Origin of the sequence: Roseovarius litoreus, assembly GCF_900142765.1 — a bacterium.
GTDB classification, from domain to species: Bacteria; Pseudomonadota; Alphaproteobacteria; order Rhodobacterales; family Rhodobacteraceae; genus Roseovarius; species Roseovarius litoreus.
On the sequence record NZ_FRCB01000007.1, the window covers coordinates 129,193 to 151,437 of the forward strand.

Below are 22,245 nucleotides of genomic sequence, written 5' to 3' on the forward strand. Positions count from 1 at the left end.
CCCGGGATATTTGGGGCCAGAAGAAACGAGGCCCGGTGCGGCGCGTTTCGCTCCGGTGCCGCGTCAGATCTTGCGGATCTTCAGCCGGGTGATCCGGTTGTCGGCCTTGGCCACCACCTCGAAGCGGAAGCCGTGGAAGTTGAACACCTGGTTCACCTCGGGGATCATCTGGGCTTCGTGGATGACCAGACCGGCGATGGTGTTGGCCTCGTCGTCGGGCAGGTTCCAGTCGGTGGCGCGGTTGAGATCGCGGATCGTCATGGCGCCGTCCACAAGGAACTGGTTGTCCTCGCTTTTGCGGATCGGGTGTTCGGCGTCAGGGTCGAATTCATCGGTGATCTCGCCGACGATTTCCTCGAGGATGTCCTCGAGGGTGATGAGCCCTTCGAGCGTGCCGTATTCGTCCACCACCAGCGCGAAATGGCTGCGCATCCGCAGGAACTGGCGCATCTGGTCGTCCAGGGTCGTGGTTTCGGGCACGAAATAGGGCTTCATCGCCACATCGCATATGTTGAAGGACTTCAACGTGTTGCGAGACCCGTCGCCTCCCATGACAAGCTTGTGCATGGCGCGCAACAAATCCTTGGCATGGACCACGCCGATGATGTTGTCGGGATCATCGCGGTATACCGGCAGGCGCGTATGGTTGGATTGCAGGCATTGTTCGAGGATCGCTTCGGGATCGTCCTCGGCATTGATCATCTCGATCTGGCTGCGGTGGCGCATGATCTCTTCGACGGCCCGTTCGCCGAGATCGAGCGCGCCGAGGATCCGGTCGCGGTCCTCTTTCTCGACGATGCCTTCGGAATGGCCGAGATAGAGCGCGCCGGCGATTTCCTCGCGCACGGCGAGGATATGGCTGTCGGGATCGGCGTTGACACCGAAGATCCGCAGCACCCCGCGCACCAGCCAGCGCACGGCGCCCACCACGGGCGAGAAGACCTTGACCACCACCTGAATGACCGGCGCCACCTTCGAGGCCGCCGCTTCGGCATTGGTGATGGCATAGGTCTTGGGCAGCACTTCGGCGAAGATCAGCACCAGCAGGGTCATCACCAGCGTGGCGAGGGCCACGCCGGATTCGCCCAAGAGCCGCGTGAACATGGCCGTGGCCAGCGAGGTGGCGAGGATGTTGACGAGATTGTTGCCCAAGAGGACCGAGCCGATCAGCCGCTCGTTGTCTTCGGTGATGCTGAGCGCGCGGGCGGCGCCCTTTTCGCCCTTGTCGGCGCGGGCGCGCAGTTTGCCGCGCGAGGCGGCGGTGAGCGCGGTCTCGCTGCCCGAGAAGAAGCCCGACATGACCAGAAGCAGCAGGATGGAGGCCGAGGTGATCCAGAACGCGGCATCAAGTGTTGGTGAAGTTGGTTCCATACGGTACGGGGTCCCTTTATTCAGTAGGGTTATGGGGCCGGGTTGCGCGGCAATCAAGGGATGAATGGCGATGAATGGATGCGATCTGGGGCAGTTGGACGGGCCGGTGCTGATCTTTGGCGGTCCCTATTCGAACCTGCAGGCCACCCGGGCGCTTCTCGGGAGGGCCGTCTCCCAAGGACTCGCGGCTGAGCGGATGATCTGCACGGGCGATGTCGTGGCCTATTGCGCCGATGCCGCGGGCACGGTCGCGGCGATCCGCGAGGCGGGCTGCACGGTGGTGGCGGGGAATTGCGAAATCCAGTTGGCGGCGGGCGAGATGAATTGCGGTTGCGGCTTTGCGCCGGGCAGCACCTGTGACCTTTTGTCGGCGGGCTGGTTTGCCCATGCAAGTGCCAGCCTTGACGCTGACGCGCGCGACTGGATGGCGGGCCTGCCGGATCTGGTGATCTTTACGCATCACGGGCGGCGCTGCGCGGTGATCCATGGCGGGGTCGCGGATGTGGCGCGGTTTTTGTGGCCGACCTCGCCCGAGGCCGATTTCGCGGAGGAAATCGCCCGGATCGAAGCGGTGCATGGACCGGTTGACATGGTGTTGGCCGGGCATTGCGGCGTGCCGTTCATGCGCCGCATCGGACATGTCGACTGGGTCAATGCCGGGGTGATCGGGATGCCCGCCAATGATGGCAGCCCCGAGACGCGCTTTGCCGTGCTGGAGACGGGCGTGCCGCGGATCGAGCGGCTGAGCTACGATCACCAAGCGGCTCAGGAGGCGATGCGGCGCGCGGGTCTGACCCAAGGCTATCATCTGGCGCTTGGCAGCGGTTATTGGCCGTCTGAAGATGTGCTGCCGCCCGACTTGCGCCGCGAGGCCACGGCCAGCGGGTGATGCTCCTGAACAAGCTCGCTCAACCGCTCTTCGAGAACATGGGTATAGATCTCGGTGGTGGCGACATCGGCATGGCCCAAAAGCGTCTGGATCGCCCGCAGATCGGCCCCATTGGCCAGAAGATGCGTGGCAAAGGCATGGCGCAGCGTATGCGGTGTGACCTTGTCCGGTGAGACACCCCCGGCCACTGCCAGCTCCTTGATCAGCATGTAGAAGCGGTGCCGCGTCAGATGGCCGATCTTGCCCGAGGACGGGAACAGGAACGGCGAGCCGGGTTTGCCTGCCTTGCGTGCCGCCGCGTCCGCGGCATCGCGCAGCTTCAGCCATGCGATCAGGGCATCGCGCGCATCGGGGGACAGCGGCACCATGCGTTCCTTGCCGCCCTTTCCACGGATCAGCAGCATCTGCGGATTGCCGCGCGCGGCCGCCACGGGCAGGGCGACCAGTTCACTGACACGCATGCCGGTGGCGTATAGAAGCTCCATCAGGCAGGTATTGCGCACCCGGTCCGTGGCGCTGCGGCCATGCGTGCGCGCCGCACCCAGCAAAAGATCGACCTCTTTTTCGCTGAGGGTCTTGGGCAGTTTTCGCGAGCGCCCCGGCCCCTTGATGGTGATGGCGGGGTTTTCGTCGCGCAAGCGCTCTTCAAAGGCAAAGCGGTAGAGCTGCTTGATGGCTGACAAACGGCGCGCACGGGTGGCGCGGGCGAGCCCTTGGGCGTCGCAATGCACCAGATAGGCTTCGACGCGGCTCTGGTCGGCCTGTTCTATGGTGTCGCCTTGACTGGCCAGCCACGCATCGAAATCGCTCAGATCCCGGGCATAGGCCTGCAAGGTGTTTTGTGCCGCGCCGAGTTCCGCCGCCTGTGCCTCGAGAAAGGCGGATATCCAATGCCGCCCCTGCCTCATGCGCCGCTTTCGAGGATCAGAAGCTCGAGCGCGGCGCGGCGGGCGGTTTCCTCGAGCCCGAGGGCGCGCAAGGTGGACAAGGCCGAGGTGATGTCGCCAAAGCCGCGCAGCCCGGCACGATCAAGTTGAAGACCGGCCGACAGGATCGCCTGTCCCAGTTTGCCACCCTCCAGCAAACTTGCGTGATCTGCCGAAACCGAACCGGCGGCGAAGGCCCGGCTGATGGCCTGCTTGAGCGCGGTATCGGCCAGATCGGCGGGCGGCATGCCACGGGCGAGGCCGGCAAGGAAGGTCTCGGTATCATCCAAAGGCCGGGCAGCACTTGCGATGCTTTCATAACTCGACGAAAGCAGGCCGACCCGGAACGCCAGCGCTTGCGCACGTGGCGGCAATTCGATGCCCGCCAGAGCCGCGCCGTAAAGTTCGGCAAAGGCCACGGCCAGCCCCTGATCGCGCATCGCCTGCCAGGCGTCGGGCAGGATATCGGCGATCGGCCCGGGGTTTTCGCGGGTCATCGCCTGATCGAAGGTCTGGATGATGCGGGCGCGGTCCCAGACCCCTCCCGATGCCGCGGGCGCGCGTTCCGTGTAAAGACCCAGCAGGCGATTGGGTGGCAAGGCGCCGGTATGGGCCAGACGTTCGGCCGCTTCGAGACGGGCCTTGAGACCCGCGCTCGCGCGCAGATCGGCCGAGGCATAGGCACGCGGCAGGCCTTGGGTCGGCAAGGGCTGTCCGACCGCCTCGTAAAGCCGGAAAATCAGCGGTGTGATCCCCGCGGTCGGGGCCAGTGCAAGGCTGCCTTCGACCATCTCGGGGTCCAGGAATTGCGCCAGCAAACCCTCTTGCGTCGTCGACAGAAGGCCAAGCCCGACTGATGTTTCATAAATCAGCGCCGCGGTCTGCCAGTCTCCGGTCTGCGCGATGCAAAACACCCTTGCGCCGTAATCATCGGTCAGCGCAGGGCGCTCGGCCAGTGCCGCGCAGGCCTCGGTTTCGGTTCCCGCCAGAAGCGCGAGATCAAGCCAGGTGTCGAACAGAGCGGGCGTTGCGGGACCGGCGCGTTCGATCAGCGCAAGCGCCGGGTCGGTTGCGCCATAGGTCTGAAGTGCCGCGACCCGGGCCTTGAGGAACAACCCGTCCGATCCGGCATCGCCGGGCGGCTCGGCCTCAGCCAGAAGCAGCGTGTAATAGAGCGCCTGAATGGCGGGCAGCGGTTCGGGCGAGAGACGCTCGAGCAAGGCCACGATCGCGGCTTCGCCGCTGGCCTGCCACAGCGTGACCGGCAGACCGGTGACCGTTGCGGGCAAAAGCCCGACCGAATCCGATCGGGCCGCGTCAAGCGCCATGACCGACACGGTCGGCGTGTCGACGCCTGAGGCCTGTGGCGGAAGTCCAAGCGGTTCGACGCGCGGTCCCGCGACGCTGACCGATGCCGCACCGTCCAGCCAGTCGATGGCCGACAGCGGTTGCTGCGCGGCGGCGGCCGGAGCGATCAGAAAAGCGGCGATCAGCGCGTCAATCCGTCTCAAGTATGATGTCCTGGCGAATTTCCTCGGTCGGCGGGGAGAAATCCGCGCCGAAAAACGGCCCGATATATGCATAGCCCACAAGCGCGATGAACGCCAGAATGGCGAGGTAAAACAGCCATTTGATCAATCTCAGCATGTTGGGCCTGCCTGTTTGTGCCGGTATTTTTGCATGTTTATAACTGGCCTTTTGGGCAAGATCACGTCATTCAGTGGCAAAGCGCGAAATATTGCCAAGGGAGCGCCGAACGTGACAGCGCCGGAGCGGTGGAAGCTCAAGAAGACGGTCGTGCTTGTGGGCATGATGGGGGCCGGAAAAACCGCTGTGGGCAAGGCCTTGGCGGTGCGTCTTGCCGTGCCGTTCCTCGATTCCGATGCCGAGATCGAGCAGGCCGCCAACATGAGCATCGCGGAAATCTTCGCGCGCGATGGCGAGGCGTTTTTCCGCGACCGTGAAACGCAGGTCATCGACCGGTTGCTCGAGGGGGAACGGGGCATCCTGTCCACGGGGGGCGGGGCGTTTTTGTCCGAGCGCAACCGCAATCTGATTTCCCGTAAGGGCGTTTCGGTGTGGCTGAAGGCCGATCTGGCGCTGCTCTGGAGCCGGGTAAAACATAAGGATACCAGACCCTTGCTGCGCACAGCTGATCCTTATGGGACGCTGCGGGACCTGTATGAGACACGGCTGCCCTTCTACCAGCAGGCGGATCTGACGGTGACGGCGCAGCCGGATTATTCTATCGACACGATGGCGGAGAAGGTGCTTGAGGCGCTGACGACGCGAGAGGATGTGCTGGAGGGTCTGACATGACGCAAATTGTCCACGTGCCGCTGGATGACCGGGCCTATGACATCCATATCGGCCCCGGGCTGCTGGAGCGGTCGGGGGCGTTGATCGCGCCTTTGCTCAAACGCCCGCGTGTGGCCATCGTGGCGGATGCGCATGTGGCGGAACTGCATTTGGAAACGCTCTGCAAGGGATTGGAAAAGAACGGTATTTCTGTCTCCAGCATGACCCTCCCACAAGGTGAGGCGACCAAGTCCTGGCCGCATTTCGAACGGGTCGTGGAATGGCTTCTGGCCGAAAAGATCGAGCGGAAGGATATCGTCATCGCCTTTGGTGGCGGGGTGGTTGGCGATCTTGTGGGGTTCGCGGCGGCGGTGTTGCGGCGGGGGGTGCGGTTCGTGCAGGTGCCGACCAGCCTTCTGGCGCAGGTGGACAGTTCGGTGGGCGGCAAGACCGGGATCAACGCGCCGCAAGGCAAGAATCTGATCGGCGCGTTCCATCAACCGAGCCTCGTTCTGGCTGATACGGGCATCCTGGCCACCCTGACAAAGCGCGATTACCTGGCGGGTTACGGCGAGGTCGTCAAATACGGGCTTTTGGGAGATTGCAATTTTTTCCAATGGCTTGAAGACCATTCTTCACGTGCCGCAGAGGGTGACATGGAGGCCCGGATCCACCTTGTGAAACGCTCGGTCGAGATGAAGGCAGAGATCGTCGTCAGAGACGAGACGGAACAGGGGGATCGGGCGCTTTTGAACTTGGGGCATACGTTTTGTCATGCGCTGGAGGCGGCGACGGGGTATTCGGACCGGCTGCTGCATGGCGAGGGGGTGGCGATCGGCTGCGGGTTGGCGTTCGAGCTTTCGGCGCGGATGGGACTGTGTTCGCAGGAAGACCCAAGCCGCGTGCGCGCCCATCTGAAAGCCATGGGTATGAAGGCTGATCTATCTGATATCGCAGGAGAATTGCCCGATGCCGATGGGCTTCTGGAGCTGATGTCGCAGGACAAGAAAGTGGTCGATGGCAAGCTGACATTCATCCTTGCGCGGGGTATCGGAGAGGCCTTCGTCACCTCGGATGTGGACCCGGCAGCGGTGCGTGACCTGCTGACCGAGGCCTTGCAGGACCGGGGCTGACCAGAGCGGCGATTGTGTAGGTTTCGTACGATTTAAACGCCGTTCAGGACCAAACCCGGCCCGATCTGCCGAATTTGTGTCCATCCCGTACGCAAATCCCGATTTCAGAGCCGCGCCATGGCAGATGCGACGGGGCTGCGCATCTGCGGAGGGCGCGGCACGGCGCCACGTCTCGCGCCCGCGACCGGATCAGCCGATCACGCCTTGTCTAGTCGCAGCGCCCATTCCTTGGAGCGTAACCTGGTCACGTAGCGCGCTGGCACATGAGCCTGCAGCTTGCCGTCCCTGATCACGCCGGGATAGCGGCAGATCGTGCGCGGGTCATCCCCGTTTGCCGCGTAGATTTCCCAGAACACGTCCGACCCGTCGGGCAGGGCGCTGGTGAAGGTCAGGAACGGAGAGCCTTCGGCATAGCCGACATGGAAATCGTCGCGATGAGGTCCATCGGGAAAGGCGATGCCGTCCATGAACCCGAAGATCGAGTCGTGTTGCAGGATATCTTGCCGGGCGAAGGGCCAGACATATTGGCGCAGGAAAAACTGATCGGCGAAATGGGCGTTTTTCACAGGCTTGGCAAGAAATGCCTCGACCATCTGTGTCATGGATGGCAGCGCGCCTTTCACGACGCCCCAAAGACCGGCCAGCAGCAATTCTGTGTGGCTGCCGATGTCGCGCATGGCGTGGAAGGCGTGGCCGCTTGCGATCCAGTCGCGCACGGCGCCGGCCTCGCGCTGCGAGATCACGCTGTCTGCATCGCGAAAGATCACCCGCCGGACATCGGGCGCGTCATAGGCCGCGAAGCGCCACATCGGGCCGGGCCAGGTTTTCATCTCGGGGGGGGGCGCGATCACCTCGGCGCCGTTGTCCTGCAGCCGGGTGACGATCTGATCGGGGACCGTGTCATCGACATAGAAGCGGCACAGCCAGCCGGGATAGATTTCGGGCTGGTCGATGCAGTTCAGCACCGCCGTTTCGCAGTATTTCGACGACCCGCCAAACAGCGAGAAGGCAATCACGTCCTTGTCGGCGGTCGCAGGACAGGCAGACAGGGGCAGGGAGGGCGGCTCTTGTTTGGCGATCATCTGGTCGCGCAGGGTCAGGGCCCGGCGGCCCGCCTGCGCCGCCTGGGGCCATTCGCGCAAGGCGCCATGGGCATGGGCCAGAGTGTCGAGGCTGCCAATATGGTTGGGGTCAAGGGACAGAGCGCGCGTCGCATAGGTGATCGCGTCGCGCCAAAGCTCGAGTTTGATGGCGGCAACGCCGGCATCCGCGAAGACAACGGGACGCTTCACACCTTGCGCGATCATGGATCGGGAGAGTGCCAGCGCCTTGTCGAAATGTCCTGCGCGAAAATGTTGCAGGAAAAGGGCGCCCTTGGCCTCGAGCTCTTTGGCGGACACCTTGGTTTTGGTCTTTTTCCTGGGCCGTGCCATGGCTGTACTGATACCCTTTGAGCAACACGCCCATACGATTTACATCCCCGGTCCCAAAGCGCGGGATCTTGCCGGGATAGTGTCGCAGCCGTCGGGGCCGATCAAGCCCCGACCGACCACGCCTTGCCCCGGCGTTATGCCAGCTTGACCAGCGCGTGACGTTTCTTGCCGGCGCTGAGTTTGATGGGGGAGGCCAGTGCTGCCGCGTCGATCATCAGCCCCGAATCCGTGAGCGGCGCGTCGTCGATCCGCGCGCCCTGTTCGGCGATCAGCCGTTTGGCGTCCTTGCCGGATTTGGCCAGCCCGGTGCGCACGAAAAGCTGCACGATGGACATACCCTCGGCCAGCTCATCTAGGCTGAGTTCGAGGGTGGGCAGATCATCACCGACACCGCCTTTTTCGAACACTTCGCGGGCGGTCGCCTCGGCGGTGCGGGCGGCGTCGGCGCCGTGCAGAAGGGTCGTCACCTCGTTGGCGAGGATGATCTTGGCGGCGTTGATTTCGGAGCCCGCGAGCGTGCCGAGACGATTGCATTCCTCGACGGGCAGTTCGGTGTAAAGCTTGAGGAACCGGCCCACATCGGCATCCAGCGTGTTGCGCCAGAATTGCCAGAATTCGTAAGGCGAGAGCATGTCTGCATTGAGCCAGACCGCGCCGCCCGCCGATTTGCCCATCTTGCGCCCGTCGGCGGTGGTCAGAAGCGGCGAGGTGAGGCCATACACCTCGTGCGCCACGACGCGGCGGGTGAGGTCGATCCCGTTGACGATATTGCCCCACTGGTCCGAGCCGCCCATCTGCAGCGTGCAGCCATAGCGGCGGTTGAGTTCCAGAAAGTCATAGGCCTGCAGGATCATGTAGTTGAATTCGAGGAAGCTGAGCGATTGTTCGCGGTCGAGCCGGGATTTGACCGATTCGAAGCTGAGCATCCGGTTGACCGAGAAATACCGGCCGATATCGCGCAGGAACTCGATATATTTCAGACCGTCCAGCCATTCGGCATTGTTGAGCATCAAGGCACCGGGGGCGGTGTCGCCATAGTCGAGATAGCGCGCGAAGACCTGCTGCATCCCGCCGATATTCTCGGCGATCTGCGCCTCGTCCAGAAGCGGGCGTTCATCCGAGCGGAACGAGGGGTCGCCCACCTTGGTGGTGCCGCCGCCCATCAGGGTGATCGGGCGATGGCCGGTTTTCTGCAGCCAGCGCAGCATCATGATGTTCAGCAAATGGCCGACATGCAGCGATTTGGCCGTGGCGTCATAGCCGATATAGGCCGTCACCGTGCCCGATGTCAGGCTGTCATCCAGCGCCTGCAGATCGGTGCAGTCCGCGAGAAAGCCGCGCTCGATCATCACGCGCAGGAAATCGGACTTGGGGTGGTAGGTCATATCGCTTGTCCCGGTCTTGATTGCGCGGCATGTATAGGCACGCAGAACGCGAAGGGAAAGGCCATGTTGCAGGCCAAATTGCCAGCCGGGCGCATCCGGGCGTTGGGGGCCATGTCGGGCACGTCGCTGGATGGGGTGGATGCCGCCGTGGTCGAGACCGATGGCACACGCATCTTCGGCTTCGGGCCAAGCCGCTACAGGCCCTATACGCAAGCCGAGCGGGCGGTGCTTGCGCGCGCGCTCGGGCGGTGGCCGGGTGAGGATCTGGGCGAGGCGCTGGAGGTGGTGCAGACAGCCCATCTGGAGGCGCTGAGCGGGTTCGAGGATATCGATCTGGTGGGGTTTCACGGCCAGACGCTGGCGCATGAGCCGCAGGGGCGCGGGACGCATCAGCTGGGCGATGGCGATGCGCTGGCGCAGGGCTTGGGCCTGCCGGTGGTGTGGGATTTCCGAAGCGCCGATATCCGGCTGGGGGGCGAGGGGGCGCCGCTGGCGCCGTTCTATCATTTCGCCTGTGCGCAATGGATGGGGGCGGAGGCGCCGCTGGCGTTCCTGAATCTCGGCGGGGTGGGGAACCTCACCTGGGTCGATCCGCGCAAGGGGCGGCCCGACGAAGAGGGCGCGCTGCTGGCGTTCGACACCGGGCCGGCCAATGCGCCGATCAACGATGTGATGCAGGCGCGGCGCGGTGAGGCCTTCGATCGCGATGGGGCGCTGGCGCGACAGGGGCGGGTGGCGCAGGGGGCGCTGGAAGTGTTTCTGGAGGACGGTTTTTTCCTCAGGATGCCGCCCAAGTCGTTGGACCGGGATGCATTTGCCGACATGATCGGGCTGGTGACGGAATTGGACGATGCCGATGCGGTGGCGACGCTCACGGCGATGAGCGCCACGGCGGTGCTGCGCGGGATGGAGCATTGCCCCGAGCCGCCCGAGCGGTTGCTGGTGACGGGGGGCGGGCGGCATAATCCGGTGATGATGGAGATGCTGCGTGCGGCGCTCGATTGCCCGGTGGAGCCGGTCGAGGCGGCGGGGCTTGACGGTGACATGCTGGAAGCGCAGGCTTTTGCGCATCTGGCGGTACGGGTGGCCCGCGGGCTGCCCACCTCGTGCCCCGGCACGACCGGGGTCAGGGCGAGTGTGGCAGGCGGCACGTTGAGCCGACCCCAACGGCAGGAGACGGGATGATGGATTATGCGCTGGATGCGGGCGCGGGCGCGGGGCTTCGGCTTGGGCTGATCGTGCTGAGCACCGATGAGACGCTGGAATACGAGGCGCGCGCGCTTCTGGCGGGCCGAGCGGCGAACCTGCTGCACACGCGCATCCCGGCACAGCCCGATGTGACGCCCGAACAGTTGCGCAGGATGGAGGTGGCCTTGCCTGCGGCGGCGGGGCTGCTGCCGCAGGGCTTGCAGGCGGTGGGCTATGGCTGCACCTCGGCGTCGACGGTGATCGGGCCGCAGGCGGTCGAGGCGGCCATCCGAGGGGTGCATCCGGGCGTTGCGGTCAGCAACCCGATCAGCGCGGTGCTGGCGGCGCTGGAGGCTGTGGGCGCGCGGCGGATCGCGCTGGTCACGCCCTATGTCCAGAGTGTGACCGCCGAAATGCGCGCCTATCTGGGCCGTCAGGGCATCGAGGTGCTGAGCGAGGTCAGCTTTGGCCAGAAAGACGACTGGACCGTGGCGCGGATATCCGAGGCCAGCACCCGCGCCGCCATGCTCGAGGCGGGGCGCGCACCGGGGGTGGAGGCGGTGTTCGCCAGTTGCACCAACCTGCGCACTTTCGGGGTGATCGACGAGGTCGAGGCCGAACTGGGCGTTCCGGTCATCAGCTCGAACCAGGCGCTCTTGTGGCACATGCTGCGCTGCGCGGGTGTCGAGGCGCGGGGCTGGGGACCGGGGCGGCTTTTTGACCAAAGAGAGGCACTATGCGAGACGACGATCTGAAGCCCGCCACCATCGCAGCACAGGCGGCGGGCGCCATGAATGCCGCCGATGGCGGTGTCGTGCCCGGCATCAGCATGGCCACCACCTATGGGCGCGGGCCGGACAATGCGCTTCTGGTGCCCGGCAATGTCTATGCGCGCGATCACAGCGCCACGATCCGGCAGGCCGAAGAAGTTCTGCGTCAATTGGAAGGGGCGGCGGCGAGCCTTCTCTTTCCGTCGGGCATGGCGGCGATTGCGGCGCTCTTTCGCACGGTGCCGGGCGGCGGGCGCGTCGTGGTGCAGTCGGGCATCTATTGGGGGGCAACGGTCTGGGTCAGGGCGTTCTGCGCGCGGCGCGGCATCACGCTGGACGAGGTGGACGCGGCGGATGGCGCGGCGCTGGAAGCGGCCTGTGCCACGCGCGCCGATCTGGTCTGGATCGAGGTGCCGTCGAATCCGTGGTTGAAGGTGGTGGATATCGCGAGGGCCGCCGATCTGGCGCATGGCGCGGGCGCGCTTTTGGCGGTGGATGGCACGGCGGCGACACCGGTTCTGACCCGGGCGCTGGAACTGGGGGCCGATATCTCGATGCATTCGGGCACCAAGGCGATCAACGGGCATACCGATGTGGTGGCGGGGGTGCTGTCGTGCCGCGATTCGGGTCTGCCTGTCTGGGCGATGATCGAGGCCGACCGCCATGATGCGGGGGCGATTCTCGGCCCGTTCGAGGCGTGGCTTCTGATGCGGGGGATGCGCACGCTGCCTTTGCGGATGGAGCGGATGTGCGCCAACGCGCTTGCCATCGCCCGGCATCTGGACGCGCATGACAGGATCGAGGCGGTGCTGTATCCGGGCCTCCCCGCCCATCCCGGCCATGAGATCGCAGCGCGCCAGATGTGCGGCGGGTCAGGGTATCTCATGTCGGTGCTGGTCAGGGGCGGGCGCGACGCCGCGCTGGCTGTCAACGGGCGGCTTGAGCTTTTCCATCGCGCCACATCGCTTGGCGGGGTCGAAAGCCTTGTCGAGCATCGCGCCACCATCGAGCCGCATACCGGCATTCCCGAAAACCTGCTCAGGCTGTCCATCGGCATCGAGGATGCGGGCGATCTGATCGCCGATCTGGACCGGGCGCTGGCGGGCTGAGACCTGCTCCGGAGGTGCCTTTGTGGGCGCGTGCCGTCTTGCGCCCCCGCGCAAGGGTTGCTATCTGCCGAATGGATAAATCCGATCAAATTGATCGGGAAGACATGAGGCCAAGGTGCAGTCAGCAACTCCGCGTCTGGAAATCAAGAATCTCGTGCGGCTTTACGATGGGCGGCGGGTGGTCGATGACGTGTCGCTCAAGGTGTTGCCGGGGCAGGTGACGTGCCTCTTGGGGCCGTCGGGCTGCGGCAAGTCCACCACCTTGCGGATGATCGCCGGGGTCGAGATGCAGGACGAGGGCGAGATCTGGGTGGATGGCGCGCTGGTCTGCGACCGCAAGTTCCGCGTGCCGCCCGAACGGCGCCATATCGGGCTGATGTTTCAGGATTTCGCGCTGTTTCCGCATCTGACGGTGGGGGCCAATGTGGCGTTCGGCCTGTCGGGCGACAAGGCCGAGATGGGCGCCCGCGTCGATCAGCTTCTGACCCGGGTGGGGCTTGGGAGCTATGGCGACAAATACCCCCACGAGCTGTCGGGCGGTGAACAGCAGCGCGTGGCGCTGGCCCGTGCGCTTGCGCCGCGCCCGTCGATCATGCTGATGGACGAGCCGTTTTCGGGGCTGGACAACCGGCTGCGCGACGGCATCCGCGACGAGACGCTGGATATCCTGCGCGAACAGGAAACCGCCGTGCTGCTGGTCACCCACGAGCCCGAAGAGGCGATGCGCATGGCCGACGAGATCGCGCTGATGCGCAATGGCCGGATCGTGCAGCAAGGCGCGCCCTATAATATCTACAACGCGCCGGTGGATCGCGACGCGGTGGCATTCTTCAGCGATATCAATATCATACGCGGCCGGGTTCAGGGATCTCTGGTGCAGACCGCCTTTGGCCAGTTCCTTGCGCCGGGGGTGCATGAGGGCAACGAGGTCGAGATCGTGATCCGCCCCCAGCACATCAAGATCGACTTCGACCGCGCCGGGCGCGGCCCCGATCCCACGATCGAAATGGGAACCGCGGCGCGCGGCATCGTGCAGCGCGCCCGCTTCATGGGCAGCGAAAGCCTTGTGGAATTCCGCATGGATCACGACGGCTCGATCCTGCGCGCCACGGTGCCGAACGTGTTTCTGCCCGGTCCCGGCAAGCCCCTGTGGCTGATGATCCGGCGCGACCGCTGCTTTGTGTTTCCGGTGGGCAAGCGCCCCTGATCGCGCCGCCAGAGTGGTTTTTTGCCGATTTGTTGGCCGCCGGGCTTTTTTCGTCCTTCCAAGTGCCGCCGTGAAGGCTTAGATACGGTTGACGAAATTCCCGGGGACGCGCAGAAACGAACCCCGACATTGGGAGATTGAGACATGCTGAACAATATCGGCCTTCCGGGCCTTCTTCTGATCGCCGTCGTCGTGCTGGTGCTTTTCGGGCGCGGCAAGATCTCGTCGCTGATGGGCGAAGTGGGCAAGGGCATCACCTCGTTCAAGAAGGGCGTGGCTGAGGGCACCAAGGAGCTCGAGGATGGCAAGGACGACGCCTCGGAAACCGCCAAGGACGTCACGCCCAAAGACGAAAAAGACAAGGTCTGATCCTTAGATGTTCGACCTGGGCTGGACCGAGCTGCTGGTGATCGGCATTGTCGCGCTGATCGTCGTCGGCCCCAAGGACCTTCCGGGCATGTTCCGGACGGTGGGAAATTTCGTGGGCAAGGCCAAGGGGATGGCCCGCGATTTCAGCAAGGCCATGAACGACGCCGCCGATGAGGCCGGGGTGCGGGATGTGTCGAACACCTTCAAGAAAGCGTCCAACCCCATTGGCAGCGCGATGGACGAGGTCAAGAGAACGGCCAAGGAAGCGACCGACAGCTTCACGCAGGACACGATGGCCGGTCCCAAGAAAAGCCGCCTGAGCGAAGAGCGTCAGGCCCAGGCCGACAAGATCCGCCAGAAATCCGCCGAGGCCGCCGAGGCGCGTCTCGCCAAGGAAGCGCAGGCCCGGGCCGATGCCGAGGCCGCTGCCGCCCGTGACGCCGCGCCTGCCAAGGCCGCAAAGACTGCAAAGACCACCAAGAGCACCAAGGCCGCCAAGGATCAGCCCGCCGGCTCATCCTCCGAGGACAAGGCATGAGCCCCAGCGACGACATCGAAGACAGCTCCGCCCCGCTGATCGAACACCTGGCCGAGTTGCGCAACCGCCTGATCAAATCGGTGGTGGCCTTCCTGATAGGCATGATCATCTGCTTCACGGTGGCCACGCCGATCTTCAACTTCCTGACCGATCCGCTTTGCTCGGTTCTGGCCAGCCGCGGTCAGGATTGCGACCTGATCTTCATAAGCCCGCAGGAAGGCTTCTTCGTCGCGATCAAGGTGTCGCTTCTGGGCGGCTTCATCCTGGCCTTTCCGTTCATCGCCAACCAGATGTGGCGTTTCGTGGCACCGGGGCTCTACAAATCCGAAAAAGGTGCGTTTCTGCCTTTCCTGATCGCCTCGCCCTTCATGTTCTTTCTGGGCGCGGCCTTTGCCTTCTATGTCGTGACGCCGCTGGCGTATGAATTCTTCCTGGGCTTCCAGCAATTCGGCGCAAGCGGCGAGGCGTTGCCGGGCGATCCGCAGACCGCCGCGCCGCTCAGCGTGGTGTTCCAGGGCTCGGCTCAGGAATATCTCAACCTCACGATCAAGTTCATCGTGGCCTTCGGGCTGTGCTTCCAGCTGCCGGTGCTCTTGACGCTGATGGGCAAGGCCGGGCTGGTCAGCGCCGAAGGCTTGGGCAATGTGCGCAAATACGCGGTGGTGGGCATCCTGCTGCTGGCCGCGCTGGTGACACCGCCTGACGTGATCACCCAGATCATCCTCTTCGTGGTGGTCTACGGGCTTTACGAGATCTCGATCTTCCTCGTGCGCCGGGTCGAGGCCAAGCGCGAAGCACGGCTGCGCGCCGAAGGGCTGTGGTTCGACGAGGACGAGGACGAAGAGGATGCCTCGGACGAGACGCGCAGCGACCGCCCCGATGCCGCCCGCGATCCTTACGGCGAAGAGGCGTTCGACGACGATCCGCTGCTCGAGGCCTTCGACCGCGACGCGGACGGCAAGGACACGGACGCCAAGGACACGGACGCCAAGGACACGGACGCCAAGGACACCGACGGAAAAGACGAGGACAAACCCAAGTGAGCGATCCGCTGGACCGTATTGCGGCGGCGCTGGAGCGTATGGCGCCCGCGCCGCTGAGCGCCCCCGATTTCGATGCCGCCGACGCCTTCGTGTGGCATGTGGAGCCGGACCGGCTCGAACCGGTGCCGCATGTCGCCCGCGTCGAGATGGACCTGCTGGTGGGCATCGACCGGTCTCGGGACACGCTGCTGGCCAATACCCGTCATTTCGCGCGCGGCCTGCCGGCCAATAATGCGCTTTTGTGGGGCGCGCGCGGCATGGGCAAATCGAGCCTCGTCAAGGCCGTGCATGCCGCCGTGCGGGCCGAAGGCCATCCTCTGAAAATCGTCGAATTGCAGCGCGAAGACCTGCCCACGGTCAGCCGCCTGCTCAACCACCTGCGCTCGAGCCGCGCGCGCTTCATCCTGTTTTGCGATGACCTCTCGTTCAGCCATGACGACCAGCATTACAAATCGCTCAAGGCGGTTCTGGATGGCGGCATCGAAGGCCGGCCCGACAATGTGGTGTTCTACGCCACCTCGAACCGGCGTCACCTGATGCCGCGCGACATGATCGAGAACGAACGCTCGTCGGCGATCAACCCCTCCGAGGCGGCCGAGGAAAAGATCTCGCTCTCCGACCGCTTCGGCCTGTGGTTGGGCTTCCACCCCTGCGGTCAGGACGAATATCTGGAAATGATCCGCGGCTATTGCGACGCCTACGGGATCGAGATCGACGACGCCACCCTGCGCGCCGAGGCGATCGAATGGCAGGCCACGCGCGGTGCGCGCTCGGGGCGCGTCGCCTGGCAATATTTCACCGATCTTGCAGGCCGGCGCGGCGTCGCTCTCTGACGGGGGCTGCGGCTTCTTCTGGCCGAAAATATCCCGGGGGTTTGGGGGCTGGCCCCCAATCCGCCACCTGCCACCCGCGCCCAGCCCTGATTATCAGGCCCTGATGATCAGCCCAGGTAATCCGTGGGATCCACGCTGTCGAACCCGTCGCGCACCTCGAAATGCAGTGCCGCGGTGCCGTCTCTGCGGATCTCGGCCAGTTTCTGGCCGCGGCTGACCTGATCGCCCTTTTTCACCACGACCCCGCTGATATTGGAATAGACCGTCAGCAGGTTGTCGGGATGCTTGACCACGATGATCGGAATGCCGTTGGTGTCTTCGGTGATCGCGGCCACGACGCCGCTGGCGGCGGCGCCCACGGGGGTTCCGGGGCTGGCGGCGATGCTGATGCCGTCATATTCATCCTTGACGTAATCACGGATGATGTCGCCGCGCACCGGAAAACTCATCCGGGCGGAGCTGGCGCTGGCGGTCTGGCTGGCGCCGAGATCGGGGGCCTTGTTCTCGACGGGCTGTGCGACGGGCACGGTGGTTTCGCGCGGCAGCGGGCGCGAGGCCGAGGGCGGCTCGGGCGTGGGCGAGCCTGCGCCGGGAGGCGGGGGCGCTGCATCCGCCTCGCTCGCGCGGCTTTCGCGCAGCGTCACCGGGATCAGCAGATATTGCCCTTCGCGCACCGAGAAATCGGGGCCAAGCCCGTTCCAGTCCGCAAGGCTGCGCACCGACACGTCATAAAGCCGCGCGATGGTATAGGCGGTCTCGCCGCGTTCGACCTTGTGGCGCACCGGCTCGACCCCGCCGGGGCCGGAAGAGGCGGCAGGCTCGAGCGCGGTGGTCTGCACCGATGCGGGGTCCGAGGCGGAATTGATCGCGTCGCCTGCAAGCGTCGCGATGTCCACCTCTGCGCCGGGGGTTTCGGCCACGCGGCTAGGCAGGGCGATGATCTCGCCATCGCGCAGCGTGTCGCCGGTCTGGATGCCGTTGAACCGCGCCAGCGCCTGCGGATCGGCGCCGATGCGTGTGGCGAGGCTGGCCAGCGTGTCGCCGCGGCGTGCCACCGCCACCTGATAGCCGGGATAGGAAATGATCCCGCGCGCATCCGGTTGCGGGCGCGCTGCGGTCGCGTTGACGGCGGCCTGCGCCGTGCTGGGCGCATTGCCGAAATTGCCGCGAAGGTCGAAATCCAGCGGTTGATCGCTGCAGGCGGCCAGAGCCAGAAACGCGGTGCCCGCCAGAAATGGCGCAGAGCGGAGGGATTTGGTCATCTCGATCAGGTCCTCGGTATGCGCCCCTGTTGTCCGGGGCTGCGTCATGAAACTCGTGTCGTCGTCAATTGTCGCGCCCCAGCCCTTCGACCAACGGCACGAAACGCACCGGGCGCAGTTCGTCATAGTCGAAGCCGTTCTCGTGCCGGGTGACGCGGATCAGGCTTTGCACCGTGTCGGACTGTCCGACCGGCAACACCATGATACCGCCGATTTTCAATTGCGCCAAGAGCGGGCCGGGCGGATCCTCGGCGGCGGCGGTGACCAGAATGCGGTCGAACGGCGCCTGATCGGGCAGACCGAAGCTGCCATCGCCCGTGACGGCGGTGATATTGGTGAGGTCGAGCTCGCGGAAGATCTCGGAGGCCTCGGCCACCAGCCGCTTGTGGCGGTCCACGGTATAGACCCGCCGCGCCAATTGGCTGAGGATCGCCGCCTGATAGCCCGAGCCGGTGCCCACCTCGAGCACCTTGTCGCGTGCGCTGATCTTGAGGGCCTGGGTCATCAGCCCGACGACCGAAGGCTGGCTGATCGTCTGCCCGCAGGCGATGGGCAGCGGCATGTCCTCATAGGCGCGATGGGCGAAATAGCCGCGGATGAACGGGCCGCGGTCGATCTTTTCCATCGCGTTGAGCACACGCATATCCGTCACGCCCTTGGAGCGCAGCGCGAAGAGGAACTGCATCTTGCGTTCGGCGATATCGGTGGCGTCCTCGGTCATTCGATGGCTTTGAGCGCCTCCAATGCGTCATGGGCGGTGAGGTCCGCGCGCATCGGCGTGACCGAGATATACCCCTTGAGGTTCAGATCGGCATCGGTGCCGGGGCTGGTGGGCTGCTGCTGCGGCGCGCCGGTGACCCACAAGAAGCGCCGCCCCGAGGGCGAATGCACCGGCTGCACGCCAAAGCCCATGTCCCGCCGGAAGCCTTGCGGACAGGCGCGCAGGCCCTTCACATCGGCGGCGGCGACGGGCGGGAAATTGATGTTGTAGAAAATGCCATAATCATCGTCGGTCCAGACGCCGCGCTCCAGCAGGGCGCGCATCGTCGAAAGCCCATGCACCCGTGAGGCTTCGAACGGGTCGGGGGCGTCCTTGATGGCAGGGCCGTAATACTGGCTCAGCGCCACGGCGCGCACGCCTTGGAGGGCCGCTTCCATGGCACCGCCGATCGTGCCGGAATAGAGCGCGTTCTCGGCCGAGTTGTTGCCGCGATTGACGCCCGAGAGCACCAGATCGGGGCGCTTGTCGGCCATCACGTCATGCAGGGCCGCCAGCACGCAGTCGGCGGGGCTGCCTTCGGCGGCGAAGCGGCGCTCGTCCATCTGCGAGATCATCATCGGACGGGTATAGGAAATCGCATGGCCGACACCCGATTGCTCGAAGGCGGGCGCGACGGTCCAGACCTCGCCATCGGGTCCGGCAAGTTCGGTCGCGATCTCTTCGAGCACCTTCAGGCCGGGTGCGTTGATACCGTCGTCATTGGTGATGAGAATGCGCAAAAGCTCTGCCCCTTGTTGCCCTGTCGGACCCTGTGTATCCGGGGGCCTTGCCTGCGGCAAGCGTTTGCGAAAGTCGCGTCGGGCAGGTGTGTCAGCCGCGCAGCGCAGCCAGCAGGCGATGCGCCTCATCGGTGGCCGAGGCCAGCGGCGCGCGATCCTCGCCGGGGAAGAAGCGGGCGCGCACGGCGGTGGACATCGGCGCGGGCTGGAGCACATGCACCTGCGGTCCGGTGCGCACCGTTTCGGCGGCCCAACTGCGCGCGAGCGCGATCTGCGCGGCCTTGGTGGCGCCGTAAGGGCCGAAGAATTTCTGCCCGGCGCGGTCATCCTCGAAGAACACGGCCTGCCCGGTGGTGCCCAGAAGCGGCGCGATGAAGGGAATGAGCTGGCCCGTGGCGGTCACGTTGACATCGACCGATTTCGCCCAGTCCTTTTCGTCGAGATGCGCGGCTGGCATCATCGGCGAGGCGTAAACCGCCGTATGCACCCAAAGCGCAAGGCCGCCCCAACGGTCATGGATCGAGCGGCAGAGCTGGCGCATGGCATCGGTCTTGGTGATATCCATCGGCGCGAGGGTGGCCGAGCCGCCCTTGGCCTGAATGCGGTCATCCAGCTCTTCGAGCGCACCGGTGGTGCGCCCGACGGCGACGATGTGGTAGCTGTCGGCCAACGCCTCGGCCATGGCAAAACCAAGGCCGCGCGACGCGCCGGTGATAAGGGCGATCTGCTCTGTCATGGCACGGGGTTTGTCACAAATCGGCCCGAGGTCAAGCGCAAACCGGGAACCGGGGCGGCAAAGGGCGGCATCGGCTTATTCCGCGGCCTTCAACTCGAACCCGTTCTTGATCTGGTCCGATGGGGCCACGGGGTAATCCCCCGAGAAACAGGCATCGCAATATTGCGGGCAGGCCTTGTTGCGTCCCGAAGCCTCGCCCACGGCGCGGTACAGCCCGTCGAGCGAGATGAACTTGAGGCTGTCCACGGCCAGATGCTCGCGCATCTCGTCCTCGGACATGGTGGCGGCCAGAAGCTTTTCGCGCTGTGGCGTGTCCACGCCGTAAAAACAGGGCCACGCGGTCGGCGGCGAGGCGATGCGGAAATGCACCTCGGCGGCGCCGGCATCGAGGATCATCTCCTTGATCTTGCGGCTGGTGGTGCCGCGCACCACGCTGTCATCCACGAGGATCACGCGCTTTCCCTGGATCAGGGCGCGGTTCACGTTGAGCTTGAGCCGCACACCCATGTTGCGGATCTGCTCGGTGGGTTCGATGAAGGTCCGGCCCATATACTGGTTGCGGATGATCCCCATCGCATAGGGAATGCCCGATTGCTGGCTGAAGCCGATGGCGGCGGGCGTGCCGCTGTCGGGAACGGGACAGACCAGATCGGCGTCCACCGGGCTTTCCTTGGCCAGTTCCACACCGATCTGGCGGCGCGTCTCATAGACCGAGCGCCCGCCGATGATCGAATCGGGACGCGAGAAATACACATGCTCGAAAATGCAGAAGCGCGATTTCTGCGGCCGGAAGGGGAAGCGGCTGTCGACGCCACTATCCGAGATCACGACCATTTCGCCGGGCTCGATCTCGCGGACGAACTTGGCCCCGATGATGTCGAGCGCGCAGGTTTCCGACGACAGCACCCAGCCATCGCCCAACTGACCCAGCACCAGCGGGCGCACGCCCAGAGGATCGCGCACCCCGATCAGCTTGGTGCGTGTCATCGCCACGACCGAGAACGCGCCTTCGACCCGGCGCAGCGCATCTTCCATGCGTTCCGGGATGGTGCGCTGCAGCGAGCGGGCCATCAGGTGGATGATGCATTCGCTGTCCGAGCTGGACTGGAAGATCGACCCGCGCTCGATCAATTCGCGGCGCAGGGCTTCGGCATTGGTGATGTTGCCGTTATGCGCGATCGCCGCACCGCCCATGGCAAACTCGCCGAAGAAGGGCTGTACGTCGCGGATCTGCGTCTGGCCCTTGGAGCCGGCGGTGGAATAGCGCACATGCCCGATGGCCAGCGGGCCGGGCAGGGTTTCCATCAGCGATTGCTTGGTGAAATTGTCGCGCACATAGCCGAACCGCCGGGCCGAATTGAACCCGTGGTCGGGATGGTAACAGACGATCCCGCCTGCTTCCTGTCCGCGATGTTGCAAGGCATGCAGCCCGAGGGCCACGAAGTTCGATGCGTCGGTCAACCCGATCACACCGTAAATTCCGCACTCTTCCTTCAGCTTGTCATCGTCGAAAGGATGGGCGGGTGGCATGTGCTTGGACAAGGTGCAGCTCCGAATCCCGATCACGCGGTCGCCCCCTAGATAAGGGCTGCGACCGCACTTGTCACGAAACTATCACATCATCTTTCGATTGGATCCGCGATCATCCGGCCTGCGCTTTGGTTAAAGCGTTCCGCCTTTAACCTGAGGCATCAGCGACAGGCGGAACGCGCGCAACGATTGAAGGGAGCACTGCATGTCGCGAAACTCTGTGAGCCGGGTTTTTCGCGAAACGCTTTTACGTAGCGTTAAGCGGGGGATCAGAAGCGCGACAGGATCACACCCGCGCCCACCAGACCAGCCGCCAGCACACGGGTGAGGGAAATATCGCGGGCCACCAGCCCGAAAAGCCCCATATGGTCGATCACCAGAGCCGCCACGATCTGACCGAGGATCAGAACCGCCGTCAGGGTCAGCACCCCCAGCACCGGCACCGACCAGAGCGTCGCCCAAACCAGAAACGCCCCGAGGATACCGCCGGTCAGCAAGACGAGCGGGGCTTGCAGCGCATGGGCGAGCCGCGCGCCGTCGCCATAGATCACCGTGATCGCCAGCAACAGAACAAAGCCCACGCCGAAGGAAATCGTGGCCGCGCCAAGCGTGCTGCCGATCTGGCGTCCAAGGGCGGCATTGATCGGCGATTGCAGCGCGATCGCCGCCCCGGCGACCGCGACGAGGATCATGGCAAGGGCAGGGGTCTGGGGCATGATCTGTCC

The 22,245-nt window shown here is 64.8% G+C and carries 23 protein-coding genes; 11 read left to right on the top strand and 12 right to left on the bottom strand.

All coding sequences use genetic code 11. From position 1 onward, the window contains the following. Window positions 1-63 precede the first annotated feature (63 nt). Window positions 64-1,371 (bottom strand): HlyC/CorC family transporter, encoded by a 1,308-nt coding sequence (locus tag F3H35_RS13990; RefSeq protein WP_149780170.1) that lies wholly within the window; start codon window positions 1,369-1,371, stop codon window positions 64-66. A gap of 64 nt (window positions 1,372-1,435) precedes the next feature. On the opposite strand from F3H35_RS13990, the gene F3H35_RS13995 reads away from it, so the two are divergent. Beyond that, window positions 1,436-2,260 carry a metallophosphoesterase family protein gene (locus F3H35_RS13995; RefSeq protein ID WP_317510573.1) on the top strand — a complete coding sequence of 275 codons (825 nt, stop codon included), beginning with the start codon at window positions 1,436-1,438 and terminating at the stop codon, window positions 2,258-2,260. Here F3H35_RS13995 and F3H35_RS14000 read toward each other — a convergent pair. The 3 genes from F3H35_RS14000 to F3H35_RS18895 are packed head-to-tail and all read right to left on the bottom strand — an operon-like array spanning window position 2,197 to window position 4,833. Beyond that, entirely contained in the window at window positions 2,197-3,168 is a 972-nt protein-coding gene (locus F3H35_RS14000) for a site-specific tyrosine recombinase XerD (protein ID WP_149780171.1), read from the bottom strand. The two genes, F3H35_RS13995 and F3H35_RS14000, sit on opposite strands and share 64 nt — an antisense overlap. Further along, window positions 3,165-4,697, bottom strand: coding sequence for a hypothetical protein (locus tag F3H35_RS14005; protein WP_149780172.1), 1,533 nt, complete (start codon window positions 4,695-4,697; stop codon window positions 3,165-3,167). Before F3H35_RS14005 ends, F3H35_RS14000 begins: the two co-directional genes overlap by 4 nt. Further along, window positions 4,684-4,833: a hypothetical protein gene (locus F3H35_RS18895; protein ID WP_188129977.1), complete on the bottom strand. Its 150-nt coding sequence runs from the start codon at window positions 4,831-4,833 to the stop codon at window positions 4,684-4,686. The genes F3H35_RS14005 and F3H35_RS18895 overlap by 14 nt, the downstream gene beginning before the upstream one ends. A 51-nt stretch (window positions 4,834-4,884) precedes the next feature. On the opposite strand from F3H35_RS18895, the gene F3H35_RS14010 reads away from it, so the two are divergent. Together F3H35_RS14010 and aroB are read left to right on the top strand one after the other, a co-directional pair. Then, window positions 4,885-5,505, top strand: coding sequence for a shikimate kinase (locus tag F3H35_RS14010; RefSeq protein WP_223228424.1), 621 nt, complete (start codon window positions 4,885-4,887; stop codon window positions 5,503-5,505). Beyond that, entirely contained in the window at window positions 5,502-6,617 is a 1,116-nt protein-coding gene (aroB, locus tag F3H35_RS14015; protein ID WP_149780173.1) for a 3-dehydroquinate synthase, read from the top strand. The genes F3H35_RS14010 and aroB overlap by 4 nt, the downstream gene beginning before the upstream one ends. Before the next feature lie 197 nt (window positions 6,618-6,814). Here aroB and F3H35_RS14020 read toward each other — a convergent pair whose 3' ends face one another. Together F3H35_RS14020 and tyrS are read right to left on the bottom strand one after the other, a co-directional pair. Next, on the bottom strand, window positions 6,815-8,050 hold the full coding sequence (locus F3H35_RS14020; RefSeq protein WP_149780174.1) for a tetratricopeptide repeat protein: 1,236 nt from the start codon (window positions 8,048-8,050) through the stop codon (window positions 6,815-6,817). Between the two features lie 134 nt (window positions 8,051-8,184). Beyond that, complete coding sequence (tyrS, locus tag F3H35_RS14025) at window positions 8,185-9,435, bottom strand: tyrosine--tRNA ligase (protein ID WP_149780175.1); 1,251 nt, start codon at window positions 9,433-9,435, stop codon at window positions 8,185-8,187. 63 nt (window positions 9,436-9,498) lie between these two features. Here tyrS and F3H35_RS14030 point away from each other — a divergent pair, with 63 nt between their 5' ends. The 8 genes from F3H35_RS14030 (at window position 9,499) to F3H35_RS14065 (ending at window position 16,492) form a co-directional block, all read left to right on the top strand. Beyond that, entirely contained in the window at window positions 9,499-10,620 is a 1,122-nt protein-coding gene (locus tag F3H35_RS14030; protein WP_149780176.1) for an anhydro-N-acetylmuramic acid kinase, read from the top strand. Then, entirely contained in the window at window positions 10,620-11,378 is a 759-nt protein-coding gene (locus F3H35_RS14035) for an aspartate racemase/maleate isomerase family protein (protein ID WP_149780242.1), read from the top strand. The genes F3H35_RS14030 and F3H35_RS14035 overlap by 1 nt, the downstream gene beginning before the upstream one ends. Next, window positions 11,360-12,502: a trans-sulfuration enzyme family protein gene (locus F3H35_RS14040; RefSeq protein ID WP_149780177.1), complete on the top strand. Its 1,143-nt coding sequence runs from the start codon at window positions 11,360-11,362 to the stop codon at window positions 12,500-12,502. Before F3H35_RS14035 ends, F3H35_RS14040 begins: the two co-directional genes overlap by 19 nt. 115 nt (window positions 12,503-12,617) lie before the next feature. Then, window positions 12,618-13,709 carry an ABC transporter ATP-binding protein gene (locus F3H35_RS14045; protein ID WP_149780178.1) on the top strand — a complete coding sequence of 364 codons (1,092 nt, stop codon included), beginning with the start codon at window positions 12,618-12,620 and terminating at the stop codon, window positions 13,707-13,709. Window positions 13,710-13,853: 144 nt separating this feature from the next. Next, complete coding sequence (locus F3H35_RS14050; protein ID WP_149780179.1) at window positions 13,854-14,078, top strand: twin-arginine translocase TatA/TatE family subunit; 225 nt, start codon at window positions 13,854-13,856, stop codon at window positions 14,076-14,078. Between the two features lie 7 nt (window positions 14,079-14,085). Continuing rightward, window positions 14,086-14,616, top strand: a complete 531-nt coding sequence (gene tatB, locus F3H35_RS14055) for a Sec-independent protein translocase protein TatB (protein WP_149780180.1) — start codon at window positions 14,086-14,088, stop codon at window positions 14,614-14,616. Further along, entirely contained in the window at window positions 14,613-15,659 is a 1,047-nt protein-coding gene (gene tatC, locus F3H35_RS14060) for a twin-arginine translocase subunit TatC (protein ID WP_149780181.1), read from the top strand. The genes tatB and tatC overlap by 4 nt, the downstream gene beginning before the upstream one ends. Next, a complete protein-coding gene (locus F3H35_RS14065) occupies window positions 15,656-16,492 on the top strand; it encodes an ATP-binding protein (protein ID WP_149780182.1) in 837 nt (278 codons plus the stop codon). The genes tatC and F3H35_RS14065 overlap by 4 nt, the downstream gene beginning before the upstream one ends. Before the next feature lie 107 nt (window positions 16,493-16,599). Here F3H35_RS14065 and F3H35_RS14070 read toward each other — a convergent pair whose 3' ends face one another. The 6 genes from F3H35_RS14070 to F3H35_RS14095 all read right to left on the bottom strand — a co-directional run bounded on the left by F3H35_RS14070 (window position 16,600) and on the right by F3H35_RS14095 (window position 22,236). Next, window positions 16,600-17,802, bottom strand: a complete 1,203-nt coding sequence (locus F3H35_RS14070; protein ID WP_149780183.1) for a LysM peptidoglycan-binding domain-containing M23 family metallopeptidase — start codon at window positions 17,800-17,802, stop codon at window positions 16,600-16,602. A 16-nt stretch (window positions 17,803-17,818) separates the two neighbouring features. Then, window positions 17,819-18,475, bottom strand: a complete 657-nt coding sequence (locus F3H35_RS14075; RefSeq protein WP_007813499.1) for a protein-L-isoaspartate(D-aspartate) O-methyltransferase — start codon at window positions 18,473-18,475, stop codon at window positions 17,819-17,821. Next, window positions 18,472-19,254, bottom strand: a complete 783-nt coding sequence (gene surE / locus F3H35_RS14080) for a 5'/3'-nucleotidase SurE (RefSeq protein WP_149780184.1) — start codon at window positions 19,252-19,254, stop codon at window positions 18,472-18,474. The genes F3H35_RS14075 and surE overlap by 4 nt, the downstream gene beginning before the upstream one ends. A gap of 91 nt (window positions 19,255-19,345) precedes the next feature. Then, window positions 19,346-19,990, bottom strand: coding sequence for an SDR family NAD(P)-dependent oxidoreductase (locus F3H35_RS14085; RefSeq protein WP_149780185.1), 645 nt, complete (start codon window positions 19,988-19,990; stop codon window positions 19,346-19,348). 75 nt (window positions 19,991-20,065) lie between these two features. Next, entirely contained in the window at window positions 20,066-21,520 is a 1,455-nt protein-coding gene (purF, locus tag F3H35_RS14090) for an amidophosphoribosyltransferase (protein ID WP_149780186.1), read from the bottom strand. A 269-nt stretch (window positions 21,521-21,789) separates the two neighbouring features. Continuing rightward, window positions 21,790-22,236, bottom strand: coding sequence for a DMT family transporter (locus tag F3H35_RS14095; protein WP_188129978.1), 447 nt, complete (start codon window positions 22,234-22,236; stop codon window positions 21,790-21,792). Window positions 22,237-22,245: the final 9 nt, after the last annotated feature.